The 19,918-nt window shown below is 41.0% G+C and carries 16 protein-coding genes; 5 read left to right on the top strand and 11 right to left on the bottom strand.

Annotated elements, in window-relative coordinates:
* Window positions 1-80: 80 nt before the first annotated feature.
* From G7092_RS05825 to G7092_RS05810, 4 genes are all read right to left on the bottom strand, one after another.
* Window positions 81-1,349: an Hsp70 family protein gene (locus G7092_RS05825; protein WP_166087121.1), complete on the bottom strand. Its 1,269-nt coding sequence runs from the start codon at window positions 1,347-1,349 to the stop codon at window positions 81-83.
* A gap of 149 nt (window positions 1,350-1,498) precedes the next feature.
* Window positions 1,499-1,726 carry a hypothetical protein gene (locus tag G7092_RS05820; RefSeq protein WP_166087119.1) on the bottom strand — a complete coding sequence of 76 codons (228 nt, stop codon included), beginning with the start codon at window positions 1,724-1,726 and terminating at the stop codon, window positions 1,499-1,501.
* Window positions 1,727-1,789: 63 nt separating this feature from the next.
* The gene (locus G7092_RS05815; protein ID WP_166087117.1) at window positions 1,790-2,359 is read right to left on the bottom strand and encodes a hypothetical protein; all 570 of its coding nucleotides are present in this window, start codon (window positions 2,357-2,359) and stop codon (window positions 1,790-1,792) included.
* A 225-nt stretch (window positions 2,360-2,584) separates the two neighbouring features.
* The gene (locus G7092_RS05810) at window positions 2,585-2,791 is read right to left on the bottom strand and encodes a helix-turn-helix transcriptional regulator (protein ID WP_166087115.1); all 207 of its coding nucleotides are present in this window, start codon (window positions 2,789-2,791) and stop codon (window positions 2,585-2,587) included.
* A 444-nt stretch (window positions 2,792-3,235) separates the two neighbouring features.
* Between G7092_RS05810 and G7092_RS05805 the strand changes: the two genes are divergently transcribed.
* Window positions 3,236-3,835, top strand: a complete 600-nt coding sequence (locus G7092_RS05805) for an RNA polymerase sigma factor (protein ID WP_166087113.1) — start codon at window positions 3,236-3,238, stop codon at window positions 3,833-3,835.
* A gap of 107 nt (window positions 3,836-3,942) precedes the next feature.
* On the opposite strand, the gene G7092_RS05800 is transcribed toward G7092_RS05805, so the two are convergent.
* From G7092_RS05800 to G7092_RS05770, 7 genes are all read right to left on the bottom strand, one after another.
* Complete coding sequence (locus G7092_RS05800) at window positions 3,943-4,674, bottom strand: caspase family protein (protein WP_166087111.1); 732 nt, start codon at window positions 4,672-4,674, stop codon at window positions 3,943-3,945.
* Between the two features lie 2 nt (window positions 4,675-4,676).
* Window positions 4,677-5,462 carry a hypothetical protein gene (locus G7092_RS05795; RefSeq protein WP_166087109.1) on the bottom strand — a complete coding sequence of 262 codons (786 nt, stop codon included), beginning with the start codon at window positions 5,460-5,462 and terminating at the stop codon, window positions 4,677-4,679.
* 121 nt (window positions 5,463-5,583) lie between these two features.
* Window positions 5,584-6,939, bottom strand: a complete 1,356-nt coding sequence (locus G7092_RS05790; protein ID WP_166087107.1) for a 5'-methylthioadenosine/S-adenosylhomocysteine nucleosidase family protein — start codon at window positions 6,937-6,939, stop codon at window positions 5,584-5,586.
* Complete coding sequence (locus tag G7092_RS05785; protein ID WP_166087105.1) at window positions 6,929-11,680, bottom strand: hypothetical protein; 4,752 nt, start codon at window positions 11,678-11,680, stop codon at window positions 6,929-6,931. The genes G7092_RS05790 and G7092_RS05785 overlap by 11 nt, the downstream gene beginning before the upstream one ends.
* Before the next feature lie 189 nt (window positions 11,681-11,869).
* Window positions 11,870-15,076 carry an error-prone DNA polymerase gene (locus G7092_RS05780; protein ID WP_166087103.1) on the bottom strand — a complete coding sequence of 1,069 codons (3,207 nt, stop codon included), beginning with the start codon at window positions 15,074-15,076 and terminating at the stop codon, window positions 11,870-11,872.
* 11 nt (window positions 15,077-15,087) lie between these two features.
* Window positions 15,088-16,584 carry a Y-family DNA polymerase gene (locus tag G7092_RS05775; RefSeq protein ID WP_166087101.1) on the bottom strand — a complete coding sequence of 499 codons (1,497 nt, stop codon included), beginning with the start codon at window positions 16,582-16,584 and terminating at the stop codon, window positions 15,088-15,090.
* Between the two features lie 3 nt (window positions 16,585-16,587).
* Window positions 16,588-17,310 carry an ImuA family protein gene (locus G7092_RS05770; RefSeq protein WP_166087100.1) on the bottom strand — a complete coding sequence of 241 codons (723 nt, stop codon included), beginning with the start codon at window positions 17,308-17,310 and terminating at the stop codon, window positions 16,588-16,590.
* Window positions 17,311-17,354: 44 nt separating this feature from the next.
* Here G7092_RS05770 and G7092_RS05765 point away from each other — a divergent pair, with 44 nt between their 5' ends.
* The 4 genes from G7092_RS05765 to G7092_RS05750 all read left to right on the top strand — a co-directional run bounded on the left by G7092_RS05765 (window position 17,355) and on the right by G7092_RS05750 (window position 19,910).
* Window positions 17,355-17,666, top strand: coding sequence for a hypothetical protein (locus G7092_RS05765; RefSeq protein ID WP_166087098.1), 312 nt, complete (start codon window positions 17,355-17,357; stop codon window positions 17,664-17,666).
* A complete protein-coding gene (locus G7092_RS05760) occupies window positions 17,663-18,154 on the top strand; it encodes a helix-hairpin-helix domain-containing protein (protein WP_235953784.1) in 492 nt (163 codons plus the stop codon). Before G7092_RS05765 ends, G7092_RS05760 begins: the two co-directional genes overlap by 4 nt.
* 3 nt (window positions 18,155-18,157) lie before the next feature.
* The gene (locus G7092_RS05755; RefSeq protein WP_166087097.1) at window positions 18,158-18,766 is read left to right on the top strand and encodes an alpha-ketoglutarate-dependent dioxygenase AlkB family protein; all 609 of its coding nucleotides are present in this window, start codon (window positions 18,158-18,160) and stop codon (window positions 18,764-18,766) included.
* A 97-nt stretch (window positions 18,767-18,863) separates the two neighbouring features.
* Window positions 18,864-19,910, top strand: a complete 1,047-nt coding sequence (locus G7092_RS05750; RefSeq protein WP_166087095.1) for a FecR family protein — start codon at window positions 18,864-18,866, stop codon at window positions 19,908-19,910.
* The last annotated feature ends 8 nt before the right edge of the window (window positions 19,911-19,918 follow it).

Raw genomic sequence — 19,918 nt, 5'->3', positions numbered from 1 at the left:
AACGGGATTTTTAGTGAGTTTCGCAGGCGGGTGCTTGTTAAAATCTTTTACTTTGAGTAATTGCCAAAATAAAATTTCGACTAATTTTCAAATAAATAACCACTGTAGGCCAAACCTTTAGCCACACTTTTGAAGTTATCTCCCGAATTCAGGTTAACATGGGGAAACCTGTTTTTAAAGAACGTTTGAATACTGGCTACCATGGAAGTCCCTCCCGTTAAAAAAAGACTATCTATGTTTTCGGGATCGATACTATTTTGCTTCATAAAGTCATCCAGGTAGTTCGCGATCCGGTCCACGTCCCTGGCAATGATCTGTTGGTAGTCAGACAATGGAATTTCCTCATCAATATGGATATCCATATTGTTATAGCTAAATCTCGCAGATTCCGTACTGGTAAGCGTGATCTTCGTTCTTTCAATGGATTGAAATACCGAATAGCCTAAATTATTTTCAATAAGCGTGATCAGGTTCTTAAACAGTGGGTCGTTGCCCGAGAAATAATAGTAATCTTCTATATCTTTCTTTATGCGCAAGCCATTAAAGAAATTCATTTGTTCCCAGGAACAGATGTTCGCAAAAAGTGATTTGGGTACGGTTAATACCTTACCAGGAGTAGCCTCATATCGGGTGTTCTTACCGAAATATGGCGTGCCTTTCTCCCACATAAAAGCGGAATCGAAGCTATCACCACCTACATAGATCCCACCATTGGCCATCATGTCGTTCTTCCTGTCTTTACTCCCCACTTTTTCCGGATCAAGCACTAGGTATGTAAAATCTGTGGTGCCTCCGCCTAGATCTGCTACCAATACATTTTCCTTTTTGACGAGACTTTTTTCATAGGCAAAAGCCGCCCCGATGGGCTCGAATTGAAAACGGACGTCCGTAAAACCGGCGATCTCCGCTGCTTTATTCAACCTGGTCTGCGCTAATGTGTCTTTTTGTACATCATCGTCGTCAAAAAATACAGGTCGGCCGATTACTGCTTTCCGGCAATCCTGCCCGGTCAATTGGTCTGCGCGGTCTTTCAGCTCCTTTAAAATGATCGCCACCAGATCGGATGCATTATACTTCTTGTTTTGAATACGGGTTTCTGAAAAACTGCTCCTTGACAAGATCTGTTTAATGGACTTGATAAATCGCCCCTTCATATTATCTGCAAGGTAGGCTGTAATCGCTTCTTCGCCCACGACATAATTTATACTATTTACTGCACCCGGTTGATCATAGAAATAAATGAGCGAAGGGATAATAATGGTACTATGTATTTCTTTGGTTTCCTCGTCGTATATAGCCAGTGCCGAGTTGGTTGTTCCAAAATCAATTCCATATAAAAATTTCTTCATACCAGGAGACATAAGACAATAAAAATTTGAAAGGGCGGCGAAATTATTAAAAAAAATGCTGACTACGGAGGTGATATTTATTTAAAAACAAATTCCTGATTAAAAATTCAACAGTGGATCATCAGATATTAAAATCGTGATCTATTGCATCACAAATTAATGTAAGGCGCGAGCCGGCTGATTGAGGTAAACGCCTGGGTATGGTCGATCGTGTTTCGGGCACTGTTATAATAAACTTCAGCATAAAAGTGTCTCAAACGGTATAAGGCAACCCGGAATTCATTTTCATAACGAAAGTCGACAAAATCTCCTTGTGTCATAGCTATCGCAGCCTTTTCATCGGCAGGAAGTATATTGTAGTCTTCAAAACTAATCATGAACCGGTGTATTGGAGTAGATTTTTATCGTCTTTATAACATTGGGGTTGGCGATGGTAATAGCTAGTTGTTCAAAGGATAATTATCTTGCACCTTTAGTTTTTGATAGTCATATGCATTATTGGGATCCAGTTGCACCAATTCGTCGTAGTATTTATTGGCTAATAATTTATAGTTGTTGAATAGGTTTTTCCTTTCGGCTATCTGTTTGCTGTTAAACATCCAGGACTCGTCTCCTGTAAAGCGATACACTAATTCTTTATATAAACTAGCCCTAAGTATCTTTAATCTTAGATCTTTCATTTTTAGATCGTTTGCCTTCTCCGCCATATTCTTTGCAATAGTCAGATCTTCCAGTGCGCCTTTCGTTCTTTGTGCAGGCTTGGCCATAATATCGTTGGACCACAAGTAAATCAAGGCTCTGAAAAACAGACTGGTGGTATCATTCGGATTGACTTTTATGTTCTTATCCAGGCTGTCAGCCAGGGGCTTATACTTATCGGCCCTAAACACCATCGAACCGTCATCAATATATATCTTGCCAATGACGACTTTGGTTTTAAGTTGAGCACTTGCAGCAAAAGATAATAGGAGAATAAATAAAACGATTATAGAGAGGCTGAATTTTTTCATTGAAACGTATTTTAGTGATAGGGGCTACGTAAAATTAAGATTTTTTCACGTTTGGTTTCATAAATTAATTGATACGCAGACATTTTAAGCTTAAAATTAAAAAACACACCCTCAAGTTACAATTCTATCTCTGTAAGCTTTTAATTTTCAGGTGAGTATTGTTATTTACTTGGACAATGTCGGTCTGAAACCGCTAAATAAATAATTTATTAATGAGCCGAGTTATTACTTAGTTGAGATTAATAGTAACCTAACCTCAACATCTAATATATTAGCAATTTCAAACAATCGCTTAATGGATGGCTGTGCAGAGTTTGTGCACCAACTGGAAACAGTTTCTGGAGCAATGTTTAAAGAATCGGCTAAATCCTTGTTACTTTTTCCTTTCTCGGCCAAGACAGATTTAATTCGATTATAGGTTGTTTTACTCATTTTTATTGACGTAAAACAAATATAACAAGCAGAAATTAACTGACTTTTTTTAGAAATTAATGTAAAAGGTTAATATAAAAATGTAAAAACTAATTAAATTGTCTTATTACATTGTTTTTATTAAATTTGAGTAAGTTTTAAACAAATTTAAATAACATACTTTTGCAATCTAATCTAAACAGATAAGTATTGCATACGAGCCTCGCAGCTAAATCTGGTAAATTTAATCTCAGCGAGCGTAAGTGTAGCATCACTACCCTATACAAGTGATAGGGCTGGTGCTCGCTTATGTCTATTGTTGAGGACCATTTCGAAAAGATATGGTTGGCTTACCAGAGCCTAGCTACAATAGACTTTGCGGGTTACCGGCCCTATTGTTTATTCAATATCCGTCCAATAATTCTAAAAGGCTTGCCATTGATATAAATTCAAGAGGGTAAAGCTATGATAGCGGACAAAGAAAATCTTAATCTTTTACTTCAGCGGCTTCAACAAGGAAGCGAAGAGGCGTTTACTATTTTATACGATAAGTTTAGTAAGCCTTTATATAGAAACATCCTTCGACTGGTAAAAGATGAGGAGATTGCCGAGGAGTTATTGCAGGATCTCTTTATGAAAATATGGGAGAGAAAGGAAAAGATCAGTTTAGAAGGCTCCTTTAAATCATTTCTCTATAAAGTTGCAGAGAATATTGTTTATTCATATTTCCGAACAGTAGCTAAAGACGCTCGACTAATTGACAAGTTAATATCGGATTATGTAGATTATGATTCTAATGCGGAAGAGCTAATCATAGCCAAGGAAACCAATGCCATGCTGCAAAAGGCCATTGAATGCTTGCCAACCCAAAGGCAACAGGTTTATATACTATGCAAACTGCAAGGTAAGTCTCATGAAGAAGTTAGCAATTTGCTAGGTATCTCCACATCTACAATCAACAATCAGATTGTTAAAGCAAATAAAACTGTTAAAGAATACTTCAACTTAAATCGAGAGTTTGTGATTTTTGTGGTAGCTTCAGAATTAATTAAGCACTTGACTTAGTGTTTAAATTCTTCGATTCTTTTGAAAAAAATGTCTATTAGGAAGTTAATAACAACAGTAACTTATTAAACCAACGTATTATCGGAGTATTTTATTCACCATCTAAATCAGCCAGTAATATTCACAAATTTTACTGCAAATGGGAAGTAATTCCGTCGCCTTTCCTTTAACATGACTGGATTTTGGGTCGTGTAAAAATGTGTATTTAAATAAGTCGTTGCATACAAATGGACAGAATTTAAAGGCAAGATCAACTGACGAGAATCAGTTTCTGACCAAATTTCAGCCGCTTTTATTAGTGAAAAAAGATAACCGCCACCCTCTGGGGTATCTACGGCGGATTCATCAACATCAGCCGAAAATAATATACTCCAACCAGCTTCAGCACTCAAAACTGCCCGATCAAATAACTGTCTGGTTGATGATATAGTACCAATAAATGCTGTCTCATCAAGGCTTTTCAACAATTCATTATTGACTGAGTCAAATCCACGACAGGCATCTAAAATTACAGTTTGCCTCCTCGCATTTGTTTTCAGATCATATAATACTATATCTCCGCCTGAAACTTCCAAATATTGTGCATCATTTTCTATCGCTGTAAAACCATGCCCACTAAAAATGATGAAGGTATAATCTGCTCCATTAAGGAAATTATTAATTTTTTGCTTAATCCTTATTGCGGTGGGATTCCTAAGAGATTCGATCTCATTGTCATGCCATTCTCCACCTAGTTTTGTTTGTAAAAATTCCTGGTAATTTTTGTTGTCAGCTATTGCACCAGTCAATTCACCACTTTGCGTATTATCGCAATAAATAATTAGAGCTCTCCTGATCATGTTTATTTAGAACTGTCAAATTTTTTAATAATTGATGGTGCTAATCGCTCGCTCGATCCTGCTATTAGGCCTCCAAGCACCATCGCTAAATGTGTAGATTCAATCTTATTGAAAATCGGTAATATAATTCCAGCTTTAATACACAATGCTATTAGGAAACCGCAAATCATTCCGGCAATTATCCTGCTAATAGCTTCCATATAATGAAGTTTTTTACTTGCATTAAAATCGAGATTGGTTTTTCCTATTCTTAAAATTACGGACAAGAACGCACCAAATGCACCGACAAGGCAGGAAAGTAAGGCAAAAAACATCGTTTCCCCTGTTAAACCAATTATTGGGTTTCTTAATAGCCATAGTAATACACCTGAAATGCCTGAAATTAAAGTCGCAATTCCGCATGCATATAGATACATATATCTGGATTGCTCCATATTTCTATCGATAATATACCTTTTTGCTTGCTTTATCATCAACCTTGCGTTATCAAAGTCTTTTTCGAAAGCGCGAACCAGTGATTCGCCTATTTGTCGCTTAAAGCTAATAATGATGTGGTTGGAAATATCGTGACAAGGATAACTCTCAACGTTAGCCATTTCATTAAGAATAAAATTCAGTTGTTTCTTTTCTTCCTCCGTTTGTGATCTTTGATCGAAATCATCTGTTGTCGACCAATCCACATCAAATTGTTCGTCCAGAAAAACAATGAAATCCTTATCGGCTAATATGAGATGTTTGATGGGTAAGTTGGGCCAATCTTTTTCATAAGCCCTTCCGTCTACTTGCATTTGAATTGAGGTTTAGACTGTAAAGGTAGATATTTAAATATTATTTGTAACCCATCCAATATTCTTCATTTTCTACTTAGTGTAATGTTTTTTTAATTAAAGAAAGGAAATATATCGTCTGTTAAATAATGTTATCATTTAACAGATGATATAGAAACTGAGCACTAGTATAGGCAGCGAACTTCTTCCAATTAACACCATCTACATTATCCGATTTATTGAATGTATGGTCCATAACGGATTTGAAAATTAGAAACTTAGTTTTTCCGCCGTTGGCGAATTTACACGCACGAGCTACGCCAAAGCTTTCCATCTCCACTGCTGCCGTTTTACGATTAATTGTTTTAATAGTGTCCTCGAAATAGCCTTCTTTATTAATTACCATGGTACTGCAGGCCATAGGTGCAATTTCAACTTTAATGTGCTTTTCTTGAGCGAATACGAAAGTTGAGTTAATATTTGCATTCATTTTTTGTCTAATGCTTTCCAGTTTGGGATTTAGCACATCTATTATCCCTATTGCAAGTTCACATGCTGCATCATTGTCTGGTGTAAACCGTTCGACACTAATAACAACTTGGTTACCTTCTTGATCATAAAGGTGCTCATAGTCTACTATCTGCTGATTTTGGTCGTAAAGATTTATTTTGATCTTTTTCTTATCTGCATTCACGGTTAAAATATCAGAAACTTTACCTTTTTGATAAGCAAAAATAGGACTAGCGATAATGACATCTCCAAAATTGTAATCAACCGAACCTCCACAAACTCCCGTCATGACCAGAAACTCAGGCCTAAAAAACTCTAACATTTGGGTAGCAATGATGGCGCTGTCAATCATACCTGCAGCTGTCGCAAATGAAGCAATTACTTTCTTCTGGCGGTTTGACTTAAGATACCCTACGTGGTAATGCTTTGTATCCGTTTTGATTGTCTCATCGGCAGGGAAGTCGAATATCTTTTCAAGTTCTTGAAATTCATCTTTATAAAGTGCGGTGATAATTGCATATTGAAATTGCGGATGACCATTAAGGGGCAGATTGGCAATAGTATTCTTTTGGGCAAGTTGTAAAATTTCCTGTTTCGTATAAGCGGTGAATTTGTCCTCATCCAGATTTGCTTCAACCTCATGGTATTTATAGATATGAGCAAAATCAAACCCTCGATCGGTCATTTCTTTTTTAATAGTATTCGCATCGCCATCAGAGATATAAGCATAGCCTATTTTGTAGTTTTTTAGCACGCTAGATGCGGCGAACCTTCGGATTCCACTGATGCCTTCAGTAAAAAAAACATGAACCGCGAGAAAGATATGATCATCATCATCACGTTTATCGAATTCTTGTTTAAATGTAGTATAAGTGTCGACACAAATAATGTCTTTAAAATTAACACCTGGCTGTCCTAGAAATTGTTTGGAGCTCTCGAAATTTTCCGGAGTATCAAAAACGAATAGATATATATTTTTAGTGTTCATTGACTTTAAAGGTTAGGGTTTGAAAAAATGTGGTATGATCTTCTTTTGATTCATAGCCGAATCCAAAAGGTTCAAAATCCCGTAACCATCCTAGACATTTGAGGCCTTCACCATTGCTGTTCTTGTAAGGAGTAGGCGTTATCTTATTTTCGATATGTATGGTCAAATAATCTTGATTTATACGGCTTATATTAAATTTTACTGGTAACGTCTTATCGGCATGGTTCCGAATATTCATCGGAACCTCCTTGGTAATTAAGATTTCTGAATAACCTTGAGGTATGTCAATGGACAGATTGTCATTAAGGATATCCGATCCAAATATCTGAATATTAGAGTGATATAGGCCTATTTGTTCTGCCATATGCTCCACAAGCTGCTTTAAATTTGTAAAAGGCTGACGTACCAGATTTGAAAAGATAGAGCCGACTTCTACTTGGTTTTGTATATTCATCATATTGGTTACGGCTTGTCTTAGAAGGCTGACTTCACTGAAGTTGCTATCCAGCGATATAATGACTTTTTCATTAAATCCAACCATTGTACGCACCGAGGATTCTACGCTGGTTTCTAGGTTGTTCAACAAATTAAGGTAGGGGTATGGTTTAAGGAATCCATTAAAACTTATACAAAAAGTCATAATGGGCTTAACGAATTCAATGATGCCAAACCAAGCGTTTTGGATCTCTTTGAGCAAGACATCTGGTAGCTGGCTGCCATCCTCTATAACTTTGATGCCAATTCGCATTTTTGCAATTATCAGCGAAACCGTATGATTGAACGAAACTTTCCCAGTGTGTGATTCAGGTGAGATATCCCTTTCATAATTCAAGCGTACACCGTTCAATTGGGAATGAAAATCTTGGCCAACCGGGAGCGTCGAAATGAAGTTCAGGAATTTTTTCAACTCCTTGGTTTGGCCAACTTTCGCCTCAATAGCCTGCTCCATCAGTTCCTTGATGTCGGTAGCAAAAGGCTTTTCTTCTACCTGGGATACCTTCAACGGAAAATAGTAAAGTAACTTATAAAGAATATAATTTAAACTAAGAGATTTATCATTAGAAAAATCTAACAATTGTTTAAACATTGGGATTGTCAGTTCATCTACCAAGCGTTTCCCTTTGAAAGCGATGAAAAACAAATGGATAATGTCTTTTTTATTCCATGTATAGGTGAGGAGGTCGTAAAACAGGTGCATATCCGAGATCACCAGTTTGACAAACGTTTCAATTCGCTCAGCCACGTCTGGCATAATATTGGCAATCTTATCATAAAGATATGGCTCATAAACAAATGTTGCACAAAGCAATTCGATCTCCTTATACCTTTCCTCGGACGGATATACTTTGTGGTATTTTTTTATGAAATTATTAAAAAAGCTAAAGCTTTCACGGTATAGTCGGTAGCCGATAATCTTGCCGACCTCTTCACGCACTAAGAGTATGGCTTTTTTGGGTACTTTGCGTTCAGACTTCTCTTTGTGCTTTATTTTAGGCAAGTATTTATAATCGGTGAATGTTTTAGCATTTTTCGGAACGATTGTTTTCCTGATCTTATCAGCTAATTCAGCAATTTGGTGAGGAACATTTTGAAGTTCGAGTACCTCGTCGAGCCACCCCAATTCTTTTGAGTTTGGGTTGTCATCCATGTAGTAGGTTGGAATGTGCCAATGACTTACGAAATATACAGATAGTGGAATGGTATGGCCGTCCTTAACTTTAATCTCCGCCAATCTGGAAAAGAATTCGCGCTTATGGTCGTTAACTCTCCCAATAAAACAAAGCAATACGATTTCCCGTGTTTGATAAAAAGCAATCTCATCAATCATTTGGATTAAAGAATCACCTGAGCATGACCCATCATCCAGCACCATACAGATATTATCTTCTATTTTATTGCTTAAGTAAGTTGCATTATGCGGAAATTTCCAACCTTCACTGGTGCCAAATCGTTCAATTTCAATTTCTTCGATGGCATGATTTTTCAGAGCTTCTTTTAATAATTTGAAATCAAATGTTTCGATACCAGAACCTCGTGGATAAAATACCTGTATTTTGTCCGTTTGCAATTGCGGCAAGTTGATCTTTTTAAAGATATCAACAAGATCCTGAAGTTTCATACCGGATAATATCGCCGGCGTTTCAAAAAAGTAAGGATGGATAACATTATTAAATTTGCGAAATCCAATTGTAACTGCATCTTCGCTTATACCATCAAGGAATTCATTTTTAAGTATGATCTGTTGATTAGACTTTTTGTAATCGTTTTTTGAATGATATAGTACCGTATCAAAATACCTCGTTTGTTCGATACTGATCATAACAGGAAGAGAAGTATGTGGATTTACTCTAATTAGCTCTCGAGTCTCAATCTCGTTTTCAATTTTTTCTTTATAATATTTTTTAATTTCAAAATCGTAAAGACTCGCGATTTTTCCTGAAAATAAACTTTTAAAATGCTGAGTAGCGGGAAATTCATCACTGAGTATATTAACTATGACACCTATTCCATGAAGTTTACTTCCGGCAACCTTTAACATAGTGTCTACTCGTTGACATAATTTACCGGTTGAGAGCACATCGCAAATAAGTAAATATTTATTTTCGGGATGTAACAATTCGGGAACGAGCTCACTTTCGACATTCTCATAATTGTCTATCAAAAGAACGGCGCTTTCTTTTATCCGTTTCATTCGGATCAGGCTTTTTAGTATTTTACCACTAGCAGAGGTGATGCCGATGAATACACAGTCCTTGAGATCGCCAATTGCGATCTGAATGCGCTGAAATAGAAAGTGGCAAACCAGATTACAGTCGGTCTTGTCGTTTAACAAGTTTGATAATTCGGCGTATTCTTTTTGATAATAGTTACCACTACAGAGGTATAAAAGTTTTTTATCGTCGTAACGAATTGTCTTGTATTTGTCCAATAAACGTTCTATTTCAAATGTTACTCCAATTGAATCCGCTTCCTTGAAAATTTTTAATAACTCTGTACGGCCGGGAAAATTGGTAAGTAAATTCCCCTGTTTATCAAAACAATTTAAGTGACCGGTAGCATTATGTGGATCTGCAAACTCGTCACGTTTTAAAATAAAATCATCGAACAGAAGATCATTCAACTTTTGTTTGTCATTTTGCGAATAGACCCCAAGCCAATCGATGTGCAATCCTTTTTCATTCTCAGCGATCTTTATCAGCGGCAAAGGGTGAATTTTATAATTTTTAACTGCGACATTAAGTTGCATCAGCTCATTGCTAAACTCATCAATAAAAGTTTGGGGGGGCGGGTTTAGAACTATAAAGTTGATTTGGTAATTGATTGCATAATCCGATAGCAAAAAATATATGATTTTTTTGACTACACGACGTTGGATTAATTCAAAACCAGAGAAATTAAAGAAGAATAGTGTTGTTGCTGTTTCCTTTTTAATTAAACGCTTTAACTCCTTCAGTACATTATCGTATAGATCTAATTTTTTAAGTGTGAGTTGCTCGGTAATCTTGGATAGGTTTAAATAGCGTTTATGCCCAAATGAAACTTTTTTGAACTCAAACTCCGGACGAATCGATGATACATCCAACAACGCCTGGTTTTTTACAGCTGGCAAATAGATACTGATCAATGACCCGGGGAAATAATGCGTTCCGTAATCAATTTTGCGAAAAGCCGATTTAATTGAGCTGGTATTTGAAAAATCGAATATCACACAAGAATCGTTACTTCTGGCGATCATCATACCATTATACCTTTTGACAATAACCAGCGCATCAAACAACCCTCTTGGGATGATTCGTTCCGTTAATGGATGTCTTGAGCTGTCATGTTGAAAAGCATAAAATAGTATATCTTTCTCTTCTGCTGTATGAATATTTTTTTCAAATTCATCTTTAAGGGTATGAACGATACCAGCGCCAAAATCCAAAAATGAAAACTCGACGTATGGTTGATTTTTGAAAATTTCTTTCTTGTTATTGAAAAAAAAATCCTTCATTTCCGGCAACGCCTCTGTTTCAAAATTCCATTTTTTTGTTCTCTGGAGTTTAGGAAAATCCATGTCATTGGCCAGAGCAGGTCGGAACGATATGCTCATGAACGCGAGATTTACGGCTCCTGGTATCGAAGAGCGGATAGAGTGATCAAGAAAATTTGTGTAAAGCTCTTCAGTAATTATATTACTAAGCGACTTACTTGTGAAAGGATGGGAACAACCGGCAGTACCTAATATCTCTTCTGTAGCTTTATTTAATCTGTAAACTTTATCTATGACATCTTGAATATCTTCTGGTCGATAATTATTATAAAAGGGCAATGTGAAAAATGGCGTAATCTCATTTCTGCTGTATATCTCTCCGGCTTTTGGATAATAGTTTAAATGTCTCTTCAATCTATGAATGATATTTCCATCGACTCCGAAAATCTTAATATAGTCGTGTTGGTCGACGATCTGATAAATTCGCCAAACGTCCCATATTTGAATTACCTGTTTTTGATTACGTTCAGGTGCCTGAAAGGGGTTTGCGTCACTTTTGAAAAAGTTAATTTTAAAAGGAATGCCGGATTGGTAAAATATCTGAAAAATGCCGGTGAAAATTAATAATTCCTGATTGCCAATGTATTCGACATCACTGAAATCAAAAAAATAAGAGGTTTTTTTCTTCTGTTGTAGTGACGTGTAAAGTTCGCCTAGGATTTGATCGATATTCTTATCGGAAACTTTCTTATCGAATTTAATTTGCATTATAATGTGACAGGTTTAAATATCTCCTAAACTTAGTAATCAAATTAATATTTACAAAATTCATCTTATTAATACTTAGACTAATAAATTAATTTATATATAAATTTCATTGTGCGATTTTTTTGTTGTCATTAATTGACCATTATTTTCAGGATATGTTTTTTGCTCACTTTGATCCTCCAAGTAATCTTAATGAAAATTCCGGCCTTTATGAAAGGCACCTTCTGTGGAAACAGCAGATGCTGAACGTCCGTCATAATTGACCGGTTTGGATGTTTCATCACCCCGAGCCAGCGTTTGGGGTAGGTCATCGTTTGTTGTTTCCGTCAGGCTGCGTAATAAAGCCGTCAGGTTAAAACAGCGGTGGACTACCAAATGCGTTACCCCATTGGCAATCTGCAATTTTCCGGATACCATGAGGAGGCGCGACTGGACGATTTCTTTGCGGTATTGGTCAAACAGCTTTTGCCAGACAACCAGGTTCGCCGAACCCGTTTCATCTTCCAGCGTCATAAAGAGCACGCCTTTGGCTGTTCCTGGCCGCTGCCTCACAGTTATGAGACCAGCCAAACTTACCATGTCGCCGTCTTTCATTCTGGCCAGGTCGCTCACGCGGGCATTGCGCATTTGCGTCAGCTTGAGTCGAACCAGCCCAATTGGGTGATCTTTCAATGACAGCCCAGTCGATATATAATCCTGTACAACATGTTCTCCGCGGGTCATTGGCGGCAAGTCGACAGGTATTTCCAGGGAAGTTTCGGATAATTGCCCGTCAAAAAGCGCAATCGGCAGATCGGCCAGTGCTGAAACCTCCCACAAGGCCATGCGGCGATTCGTACCCAGGGAACGAAATGCGTCCGCATCTGCAAGCTTTTCCAAGGCAGCCTCCGGTACTCCTGCAGCCCGCAACTGGTCGATATGCAGGTATCCATCGTTCCGCATGGCGACAAGCAATTCCATATCGGCCTCTTTCAGCCCTTTAACCTGCCGGAAACCAAGGCGGACTGTATAAAATTTACCTTCTTTTTGTTCGAGTGTATTGTCCCATTCGGAATAATTGACATCCACCGGCAACACCTGTACACTATGATCCCGTGCATCACGCACGATCTGAGCCGGTTGATAAAACCCCATTGGCTGGCTGTTGAGCAGGGCCACGCAAAATACATCCGGATAATGGCATTTTAACCATGAAGAGATGTAGACCAGCAAAGCAAAGGATGCTGCATGGCTTTCCGGGAATCCATAACCTTCGAAACCCTGCAACTGTTTAAACACCCGCTTTGAGAAATCTTCCTCATAACCCCGTGCCATCATACCGTCGACCATTTTCTTTTCATAGAGGTGCAGCTTCCCATTGGCTTTGAAGGACGCCATACTTCGCCGTAATTGGTCAGCTTCCGCCGGGGTAAAGCCCGCGGCTACGATAGCGATCTCCATGGCTTGTTCCTGGAACAGGGGAACACCCAACGTGCGTTTCAGGATTTCTTCCAGTTCCGGCTTGGGATATTCCGGCAATTCTTCACCATTTCGCCTCCGTAAATAGGGGTGAACCATATCTCCCTGTATAGGACCCGGTCGTACAATAGCCACCTCAATCACCAGGTCATAAAACTCGCGAGGCTTTAAACGGGGCAACATCGACATTTGGGCCCGGCTTTCAATCTGGAACACCCCGATCGTATCCGCACGGCAGATCATGTCATATACCAGGGGATCATCCTGAGGTACATTGGCTAGTGTTAATCCCCGGCCGTAATGTTTCAGCACCAGGTCAAAAGCTTTGCGGATCATTGTCAGCATACCCAAACCGAGCACATCCACTTTTAATATCTTCAGATCTTCTAGGTCATCTTTATTCCATTCCACCTGCGTGCGATTTTCCATCCGTGCGTTTAGTACCGGGCAAAGATCGGATAACTTGCCTTCGGTAATGACAAAACCACCAGTATGCTGGCCTAATTGTCTCGGGAATCCGATCAGCTCGCAGGTCAGCTGCAGCACTTTCAGGATCAGCGGGTCTTTGGGGTTTAAACCCTGATCACGAAGTCGATTTTCATCAAAACCTTCTTCCTGGAAATCCCAGATCGTCCCACCAATGCGCTTGATCGTATCTTCCGACAAGCCCATGGCTTTCCCCACATCCCGGATCGCTCCTTTATGTCGTTCCTGTGTAACCGTTGCCACAATGGCCGCCCGGTCACGCCCATAATCATTGTAAATAAACTGGATGATTTCCTCTCGGCGCTCGTGTTCAAAGTCCACATCGATATCCGGCCACTCGTCACGCGCCTCCGACATAAAGCGAGAAAACAGCAAACGGGATTTAGCGGGGTTAACCGCTGTAATGCCCAGGCAGAAACAAACCGTGGAATTGGCTGCTGAGCCGCGTCCCTGGTGCAGGATACCAAGCTCTTCGGCTTTTTGCGTATAATGATAAACCCGCAAAAAATACCAGGCCAGCCTGCGTTTTTCGATGAAATTCAGCTCAAATTCAATTTGCTTTCGGTGTTTCTCCGGGATATCCTCCCCAAAACATATTTTCGCGCCCTCCCAGGTTAATTTCGTCAACTGCTGTTGGAGCGTAAGCCCATCGATAAGCTGTTCCTCTGGTTCCAGGTATTTAAGTTCATCCAGTGAAAAATGACAGGCATTAGCAATGTAGGATGAGTTTTCAAGTGCCTGGGGATACCCGCGGAACAGACGAAAAATCTCCTGTTGTTCTTTTAAGAACCGCTCGGCATTGGGATGAAGCTTGAACCCTGCTGTATGAATGGTGCACTTTTCCCGGATACAGGTGAGTATATCCTGTAATTCACGTCGGGCAGCATCATGGTAATGTACATTGCCCGTCGCTATCAACGGAACGCCCGTTTCTGCCAGACGGAACAGGCGTTTGGCATCCTGCCCCTGATAATTAAAAGAGGCAGCTAAATAAAGTGACTGACCAAAATGCTGCCGGTACTCCGACAGGTCTTTCAAAAAAATAGCATCCAATTCTAACCTGCTATTTAACTTGTCTGGCGGTACCGCAGCAAACAGGATGCCTTCCATATGTTCATATATGTCAACTTTATACAGCTCACATTTTCCCTTCTCCGTTCGAAGATTGCCCTTCGTTAGGAGAGCAGATAGCCGCCCATAAGCCGCGATGTCCGTGGGATAAGCCAGTAAACTGGCTCCATCCATTAGGTCTAACAGGCAGGCCGGTATGAAACGAATGTTTGTCGCTTTGGCGGCCATATGTGCCCGGACGATTCCTGCCAAAGAGTTCCGGTCAGTGATTGCAATGGCGGAATAGCCCAAAGCAGCAGCCTGCTCCACCAATTCATAGGGATGCGAGCCTCCGCGAAGGAAGCTGAAATTGGAGGTTACCTGTAACTCTGCGTATGTCATGCTTCAATCGCCTAAGCAAAATACCCGTGCAAATACCATTGTACACCGACGCCGTCATAGTGCCCGGAGCGGAATACCCAATAGCGTTGTCCCTCGCTGTCTTCCACTATATAATAATCCCGGTGCTCGCCGCCGTCACGCCACCATTCCCGTTCAATCCGTTCAGGTCCGTCGGCTTTGATGATCATGTGCCGCTTGCCTTTGTATATAAATGTTTTGGGCGGATTATCCGGAACCAGGGCCATCACCTCGATAGCTTCAGGTATGGTCAGTAAACGGAAAGGGCGCATTTGCATGGGCCAGGCAGTTGCTGGTTCTTCTGTAAGGGAGACCGCTAATTTCATTGAACGCTCCGGCCAGTAATGTTCCGCAGGTAAATAGCGCTGGATCGCTTCTGCACCGACTTTTCCTGCAACCCTGTCCAGCAGTTCCGCCAGTGCCATATCCGCCAAACCTTTATCTATTGCCCATAACTGTTCTTGCACAGTGTCTAGATCCTCTACCTTCGGCGCTTCGAGGATGAATAGCTCTATTCCTAAAGCAGGTTCGATTTTTGCGATCTGCAATTCAAAAAGCTTTGACAGATGCGAAACGCTATGTGAACCCCGGTTGGTGGTGATCCCTGCCTGAACCATACGTCCGTCTATGCGGATACATTTAAGCACAGCTTTACGTAGTCCTTTGCCTTCCGCCTGCAGACGAAGGCATAAAGCCGATAATAATTTTTCAATAGCTATTCCGATGCCAGGCGCTGTTCGTATAGGTTCAAGGCAAGGTAATCGCTCACTATAGGGAACAGGCGGTATTAAAGGGGCCAACACTTCATTTACCCGTCCTGATGCCTGATCTAAGCGGATCAACAAGTCCTTACCAAAACGCCGTCGCAAAACTGAAGGGGGCATTTGCAGAAAACTACCGATGGTTCGGAACCCCAGCTTTTGCAGCTTTTCAAGTACTTCAGCATCCAGCCTTAAGGCTGTGGGTGGCAAGCCGGAGAATGCCCGCACCTGCTCACCTGGTTTTATGATAGGTCCGGAAATCGCAAAACGCGATACTGCCCAGGCAGCACCCGGAGTATCAGCAATAGCTGCCCGTGCATCAAACCCTGCATTCCTTAATTTTAAAACGATCTCTTTAAGATACCCCCGTTCGTCGCTCCAGAGATGAGCGCAGCCGGAAATGTCCAGAATGAGGCCATCCGGTAAGTCAAGCGTCACAATGGGAGTATAACGGATACACCACAAACCCAACAACCTCAGCAGCTTCGCCGCTTTGCCTGGCGTATCATCGATCGCCAGCAGTTCGGGTACTGCGGCCCGCGCGTCCGCCACAGCCATTCCGGGAAAAGCGCCCTGCTTTTCGGCCAAGGGGCTGGAAGCCGAAATAATCACGCGGTTTTTGATCGGCAATACCAAAACAAAGGGTACCTCCTTTAAGGCAGGCCGACGGAGCGACAATCCGTCCGTCAGCAAATGCCGGAACCATATGGCCATATATCTTTTCTGCATCACTCACCCCGCTTGTCTTTCTTCTACTGCAATCAATTGCTCAACAGGTATAAAACGATCTTCGTTCCATTCCAGCAGCCAACTTCCAGGCTGGCCATTGCGTACCTTTAACAATTCTACCTGCCATCGCAGGAAACCCAGACCTGGTAGCCCGTTCAGGTCTGCACTTGGCAGGGGTTTCACCCGCCACCGGGCGGCACAGGCTGTTGAACCCAATTTATCTTTTGCATTTCGGAGTACAAAGCCTGTTACCCGGCTTTGCTCGACTGCCAATTGCAGCCGCCGCGACTGTTTGAAATCCAATCCCTGAAGCTCACATACCACTGCGGTTAACCCGGAGCATTTCAACGCTTCTTCCATTACCCAAAGCGCTTCTTTGTCTTTTGGTAAACTGATAAAAATGACCTTATGCGGCGTTACCCCAAATACTGTTAGCGCAGGGGCGAACAAGCTCTGCGCACGACCGATCCAAACGCAGACACCGTCCTGTCCGAGCAAAGCCGATAGGATACCGGTAACCACGCCGCCGCCTGCCGCTGCCTGTTCTACCGAACTGCAAACCACCTCATGCACTGCCGCTACCGGGAAGACCCCGTTGGGGAAAGCCTCTTCCAGCGGCCCCAGGCCAACTAATGACCGAGGACCCGTACCCGATGGTTTATAGCCTTCCCATTGCAGGATCTTTTGCTGCAGCTCACTGACGATATCTTTTCGGGTACTGACCATAAATAAAACTGGATTACAAAACTAATACTAAAAATATTAGCATTTTGTTTATATTTGAAAATTATTTTTTGGAACAAGCAAAAATGATTGCCAACAGCTATTTAACCCGGGAAGCCAAAGCCTTTGTCAAGCGCCGGAACGGCCCCGATGAAGTGATTCGGGTGATACCCGACCGTTTCCATACAAACGCCGAGCAATGTTATCGGCTGTCCACCGCTTTTGAGGAAAGTCCGGATGAACTCGGTTGCATTTTGTTTGATGTACAGGGCTACTGGATCTATGACGGCAGCGAATTGTCTATCGCCGAACAGGAGCAAGTGGCTGATTTCACCATCCATTATGTGGAAAGGTTATGAAAAAAACGATTAACTATCGGTTGACCATGGCGGAAAAGCAATTGCTTAAGGCCAAAAAGATAAGTCAAAAATTGTTGCAGGATTATGCCCCCGACGAAATCGCCGCCTTGCTGGAGGCCTCGTCTGAGCGTGCCAGAGAGCTGAACGCGCTGGCGGAATTTCAAAGTATCCCCTCGCTGGGTATCAACTTCGCATCCGAACTGATCAGCCAGGGTTATTATACACTGGAGCAGCTTAAAGGGAAATCAGCTGTAGAGCTTTTTGATGCTTTTGAACAGTACTGCGGAACTTGGGCAGACCCTTGCGTAGAAGATTCGTACCGGCTGCTAGTGCATTATATTGAAAACTGTGATGATAGCAAACGCTGGCATTTTACTGCAGAACGTAAGGCCTACCGGGAACAACACGGTTTTCCTGTTAACCGGCCACAAAAGCCCTGGTATAAAAGTGAGCAGTACCCCAAAATGAAGAACTATCAACAAGATTAAACCATGGAACAGTTAAGTTTTTTTGCAGATGCAGGACAGAGCAAAGGATTACCAAAAGAACTGCTGGAATATCATGCCGGCTTTATAAGCGCAGCGGAAAGTGACTGGCTATTGCATCAATTGGCCAGCCAAATACCCTGGAAGCAGACTACACAGAAGATGTGGGATAAAGAATATTTAACGCCACGTCTCACTTCCTGGCATGGTGACATAGGTACCGACTATTCCGTATCCGGAAAAATATCTAATCCCAATCCCTGGACCCCGGAATTACTGATGCTGAAGGAAAAAGTGGAAGGTACAGCAGGTATCAGATTTAATAGCGTCCTGCTTAATTATTATCGCGATGGGAACGATTCCGTTGCCTGGCATAGTGACCGGGAAAGTGTACTGGGTAAGAACCCGGTTATTGCATCCGTGAGCTTCGGGCAGGTACGCAGCTTTGATATCCGTAGCAAGGCAGACCATAGTGAACATTATTCTGTTCGGCTGGGACATGGTTCGTTCTTGCTGATGAAAGCCGGGTTGCAGGAGCATTGGGAGCATCGGATCGCTAAATCGCCCAAGCCTATGAAAGCCCGGGTTAATCTGACATTCCGGGTCGTTTTATAACCTTCAGCACCCGGAATTATTTACACCTGAAAAAAAATATTTTACTTATCGATAGTTATTGATCCGTTTTACGTCGTGTTGTAGTAAAAGGACAACATTGGAAAATCAATCGGCAGTCATTGAACTCTTTGTAAAATATCTTCAGAACAGGTGTTCACATGACGAGGTGAAACAGCTTTTAAAGTATTTTGAAACGGAAAATGACGAAGAAACCTTAAGACACTTAATTAATGCTGAACTGAATGTTGAAAACCAGGGCTCGATTACCAATTCAAAAGAAGACGCGGTTTTATTGAAAATAAAATCAGCGTTAATTGCTGAAATAAGGCAGGCTAACGATCAACAGCCTGGTAAAATCCGAACGTTGACACCAAGATTGTTAAAGATAGTAGCTTTCTGGCTATTGATGAGTGTCTTGGCAATAGTGTTGTTTAATAACTACATGTATAACCTTAAAAAAGGAATTTTACAGGTGAAATTATCCACTATCAGGACTTCACAGGCGGAGCTGAAAAAAGTTATCCTTTTCGATGGCACTAAGATATGGCTTAGCCCTTCCAGCACATTAGAATTTCCGGATCAGTTAATAGGTAATTTTCGTGAGATAAAGCTGGAAGGCGAAGCTTTTTTTGAAGTGGCTAAGGACAAAAGCCACCCCTTTATTATCCATAGTGATCACATGGATACCCGGGTGGTAGGTACTTCCTTTGATGTTCAATCCTATAAAGGACAATCGCATTACAAAGTTACTGTCGTGACTGGAATTGTAAAAGTTTCAGGTGTGAACTTTGCAAAGGGCAGGGATGAAGGCGTAACACTGCATCCTAATCAACAAAGCCAGTTAGATAAGCAAAGCGGCACTTTAAAAAGCATTGAATATCCAGATGCGCAATTAATGCTCAGGCGCAAGGACGGTATCTTGAATTATGACAGCGCATCCGTCAATGATATAGTGTCGGATCTTTCAAGATATTATAACCTTCAAATTGATCTGGAAAGCAAGTCTAAAAGTTGTTTATTTTCTGGGGAATTCGACACGAAAAGACCAATCGAAATTGTTTTGAAACAGTTAGCCGCCGCGATCAACGCAAAGGTTATTTTTCAAAATGGCAGCTACGTTTTGAAGGGGGGATGCGAGGAATGATAAAACAT

It is taken from the genome of Mucilaginibacter inviolabilis (assembly GCF_011089895.1).
Classification (GTDB): domain Bacteria; phylum Bacteroidota; class Bacteroidia; order Sphingobacteriales; family Sphingobacteriaceae; genus Mucilaginibacter; species Mucilaginibacter inviolabilis.
The sequence above is the reverse complement of the archived record's forward strand: the minus strand, read 5'-3'. Positions and strand labels throughout refer to the sequence as shown.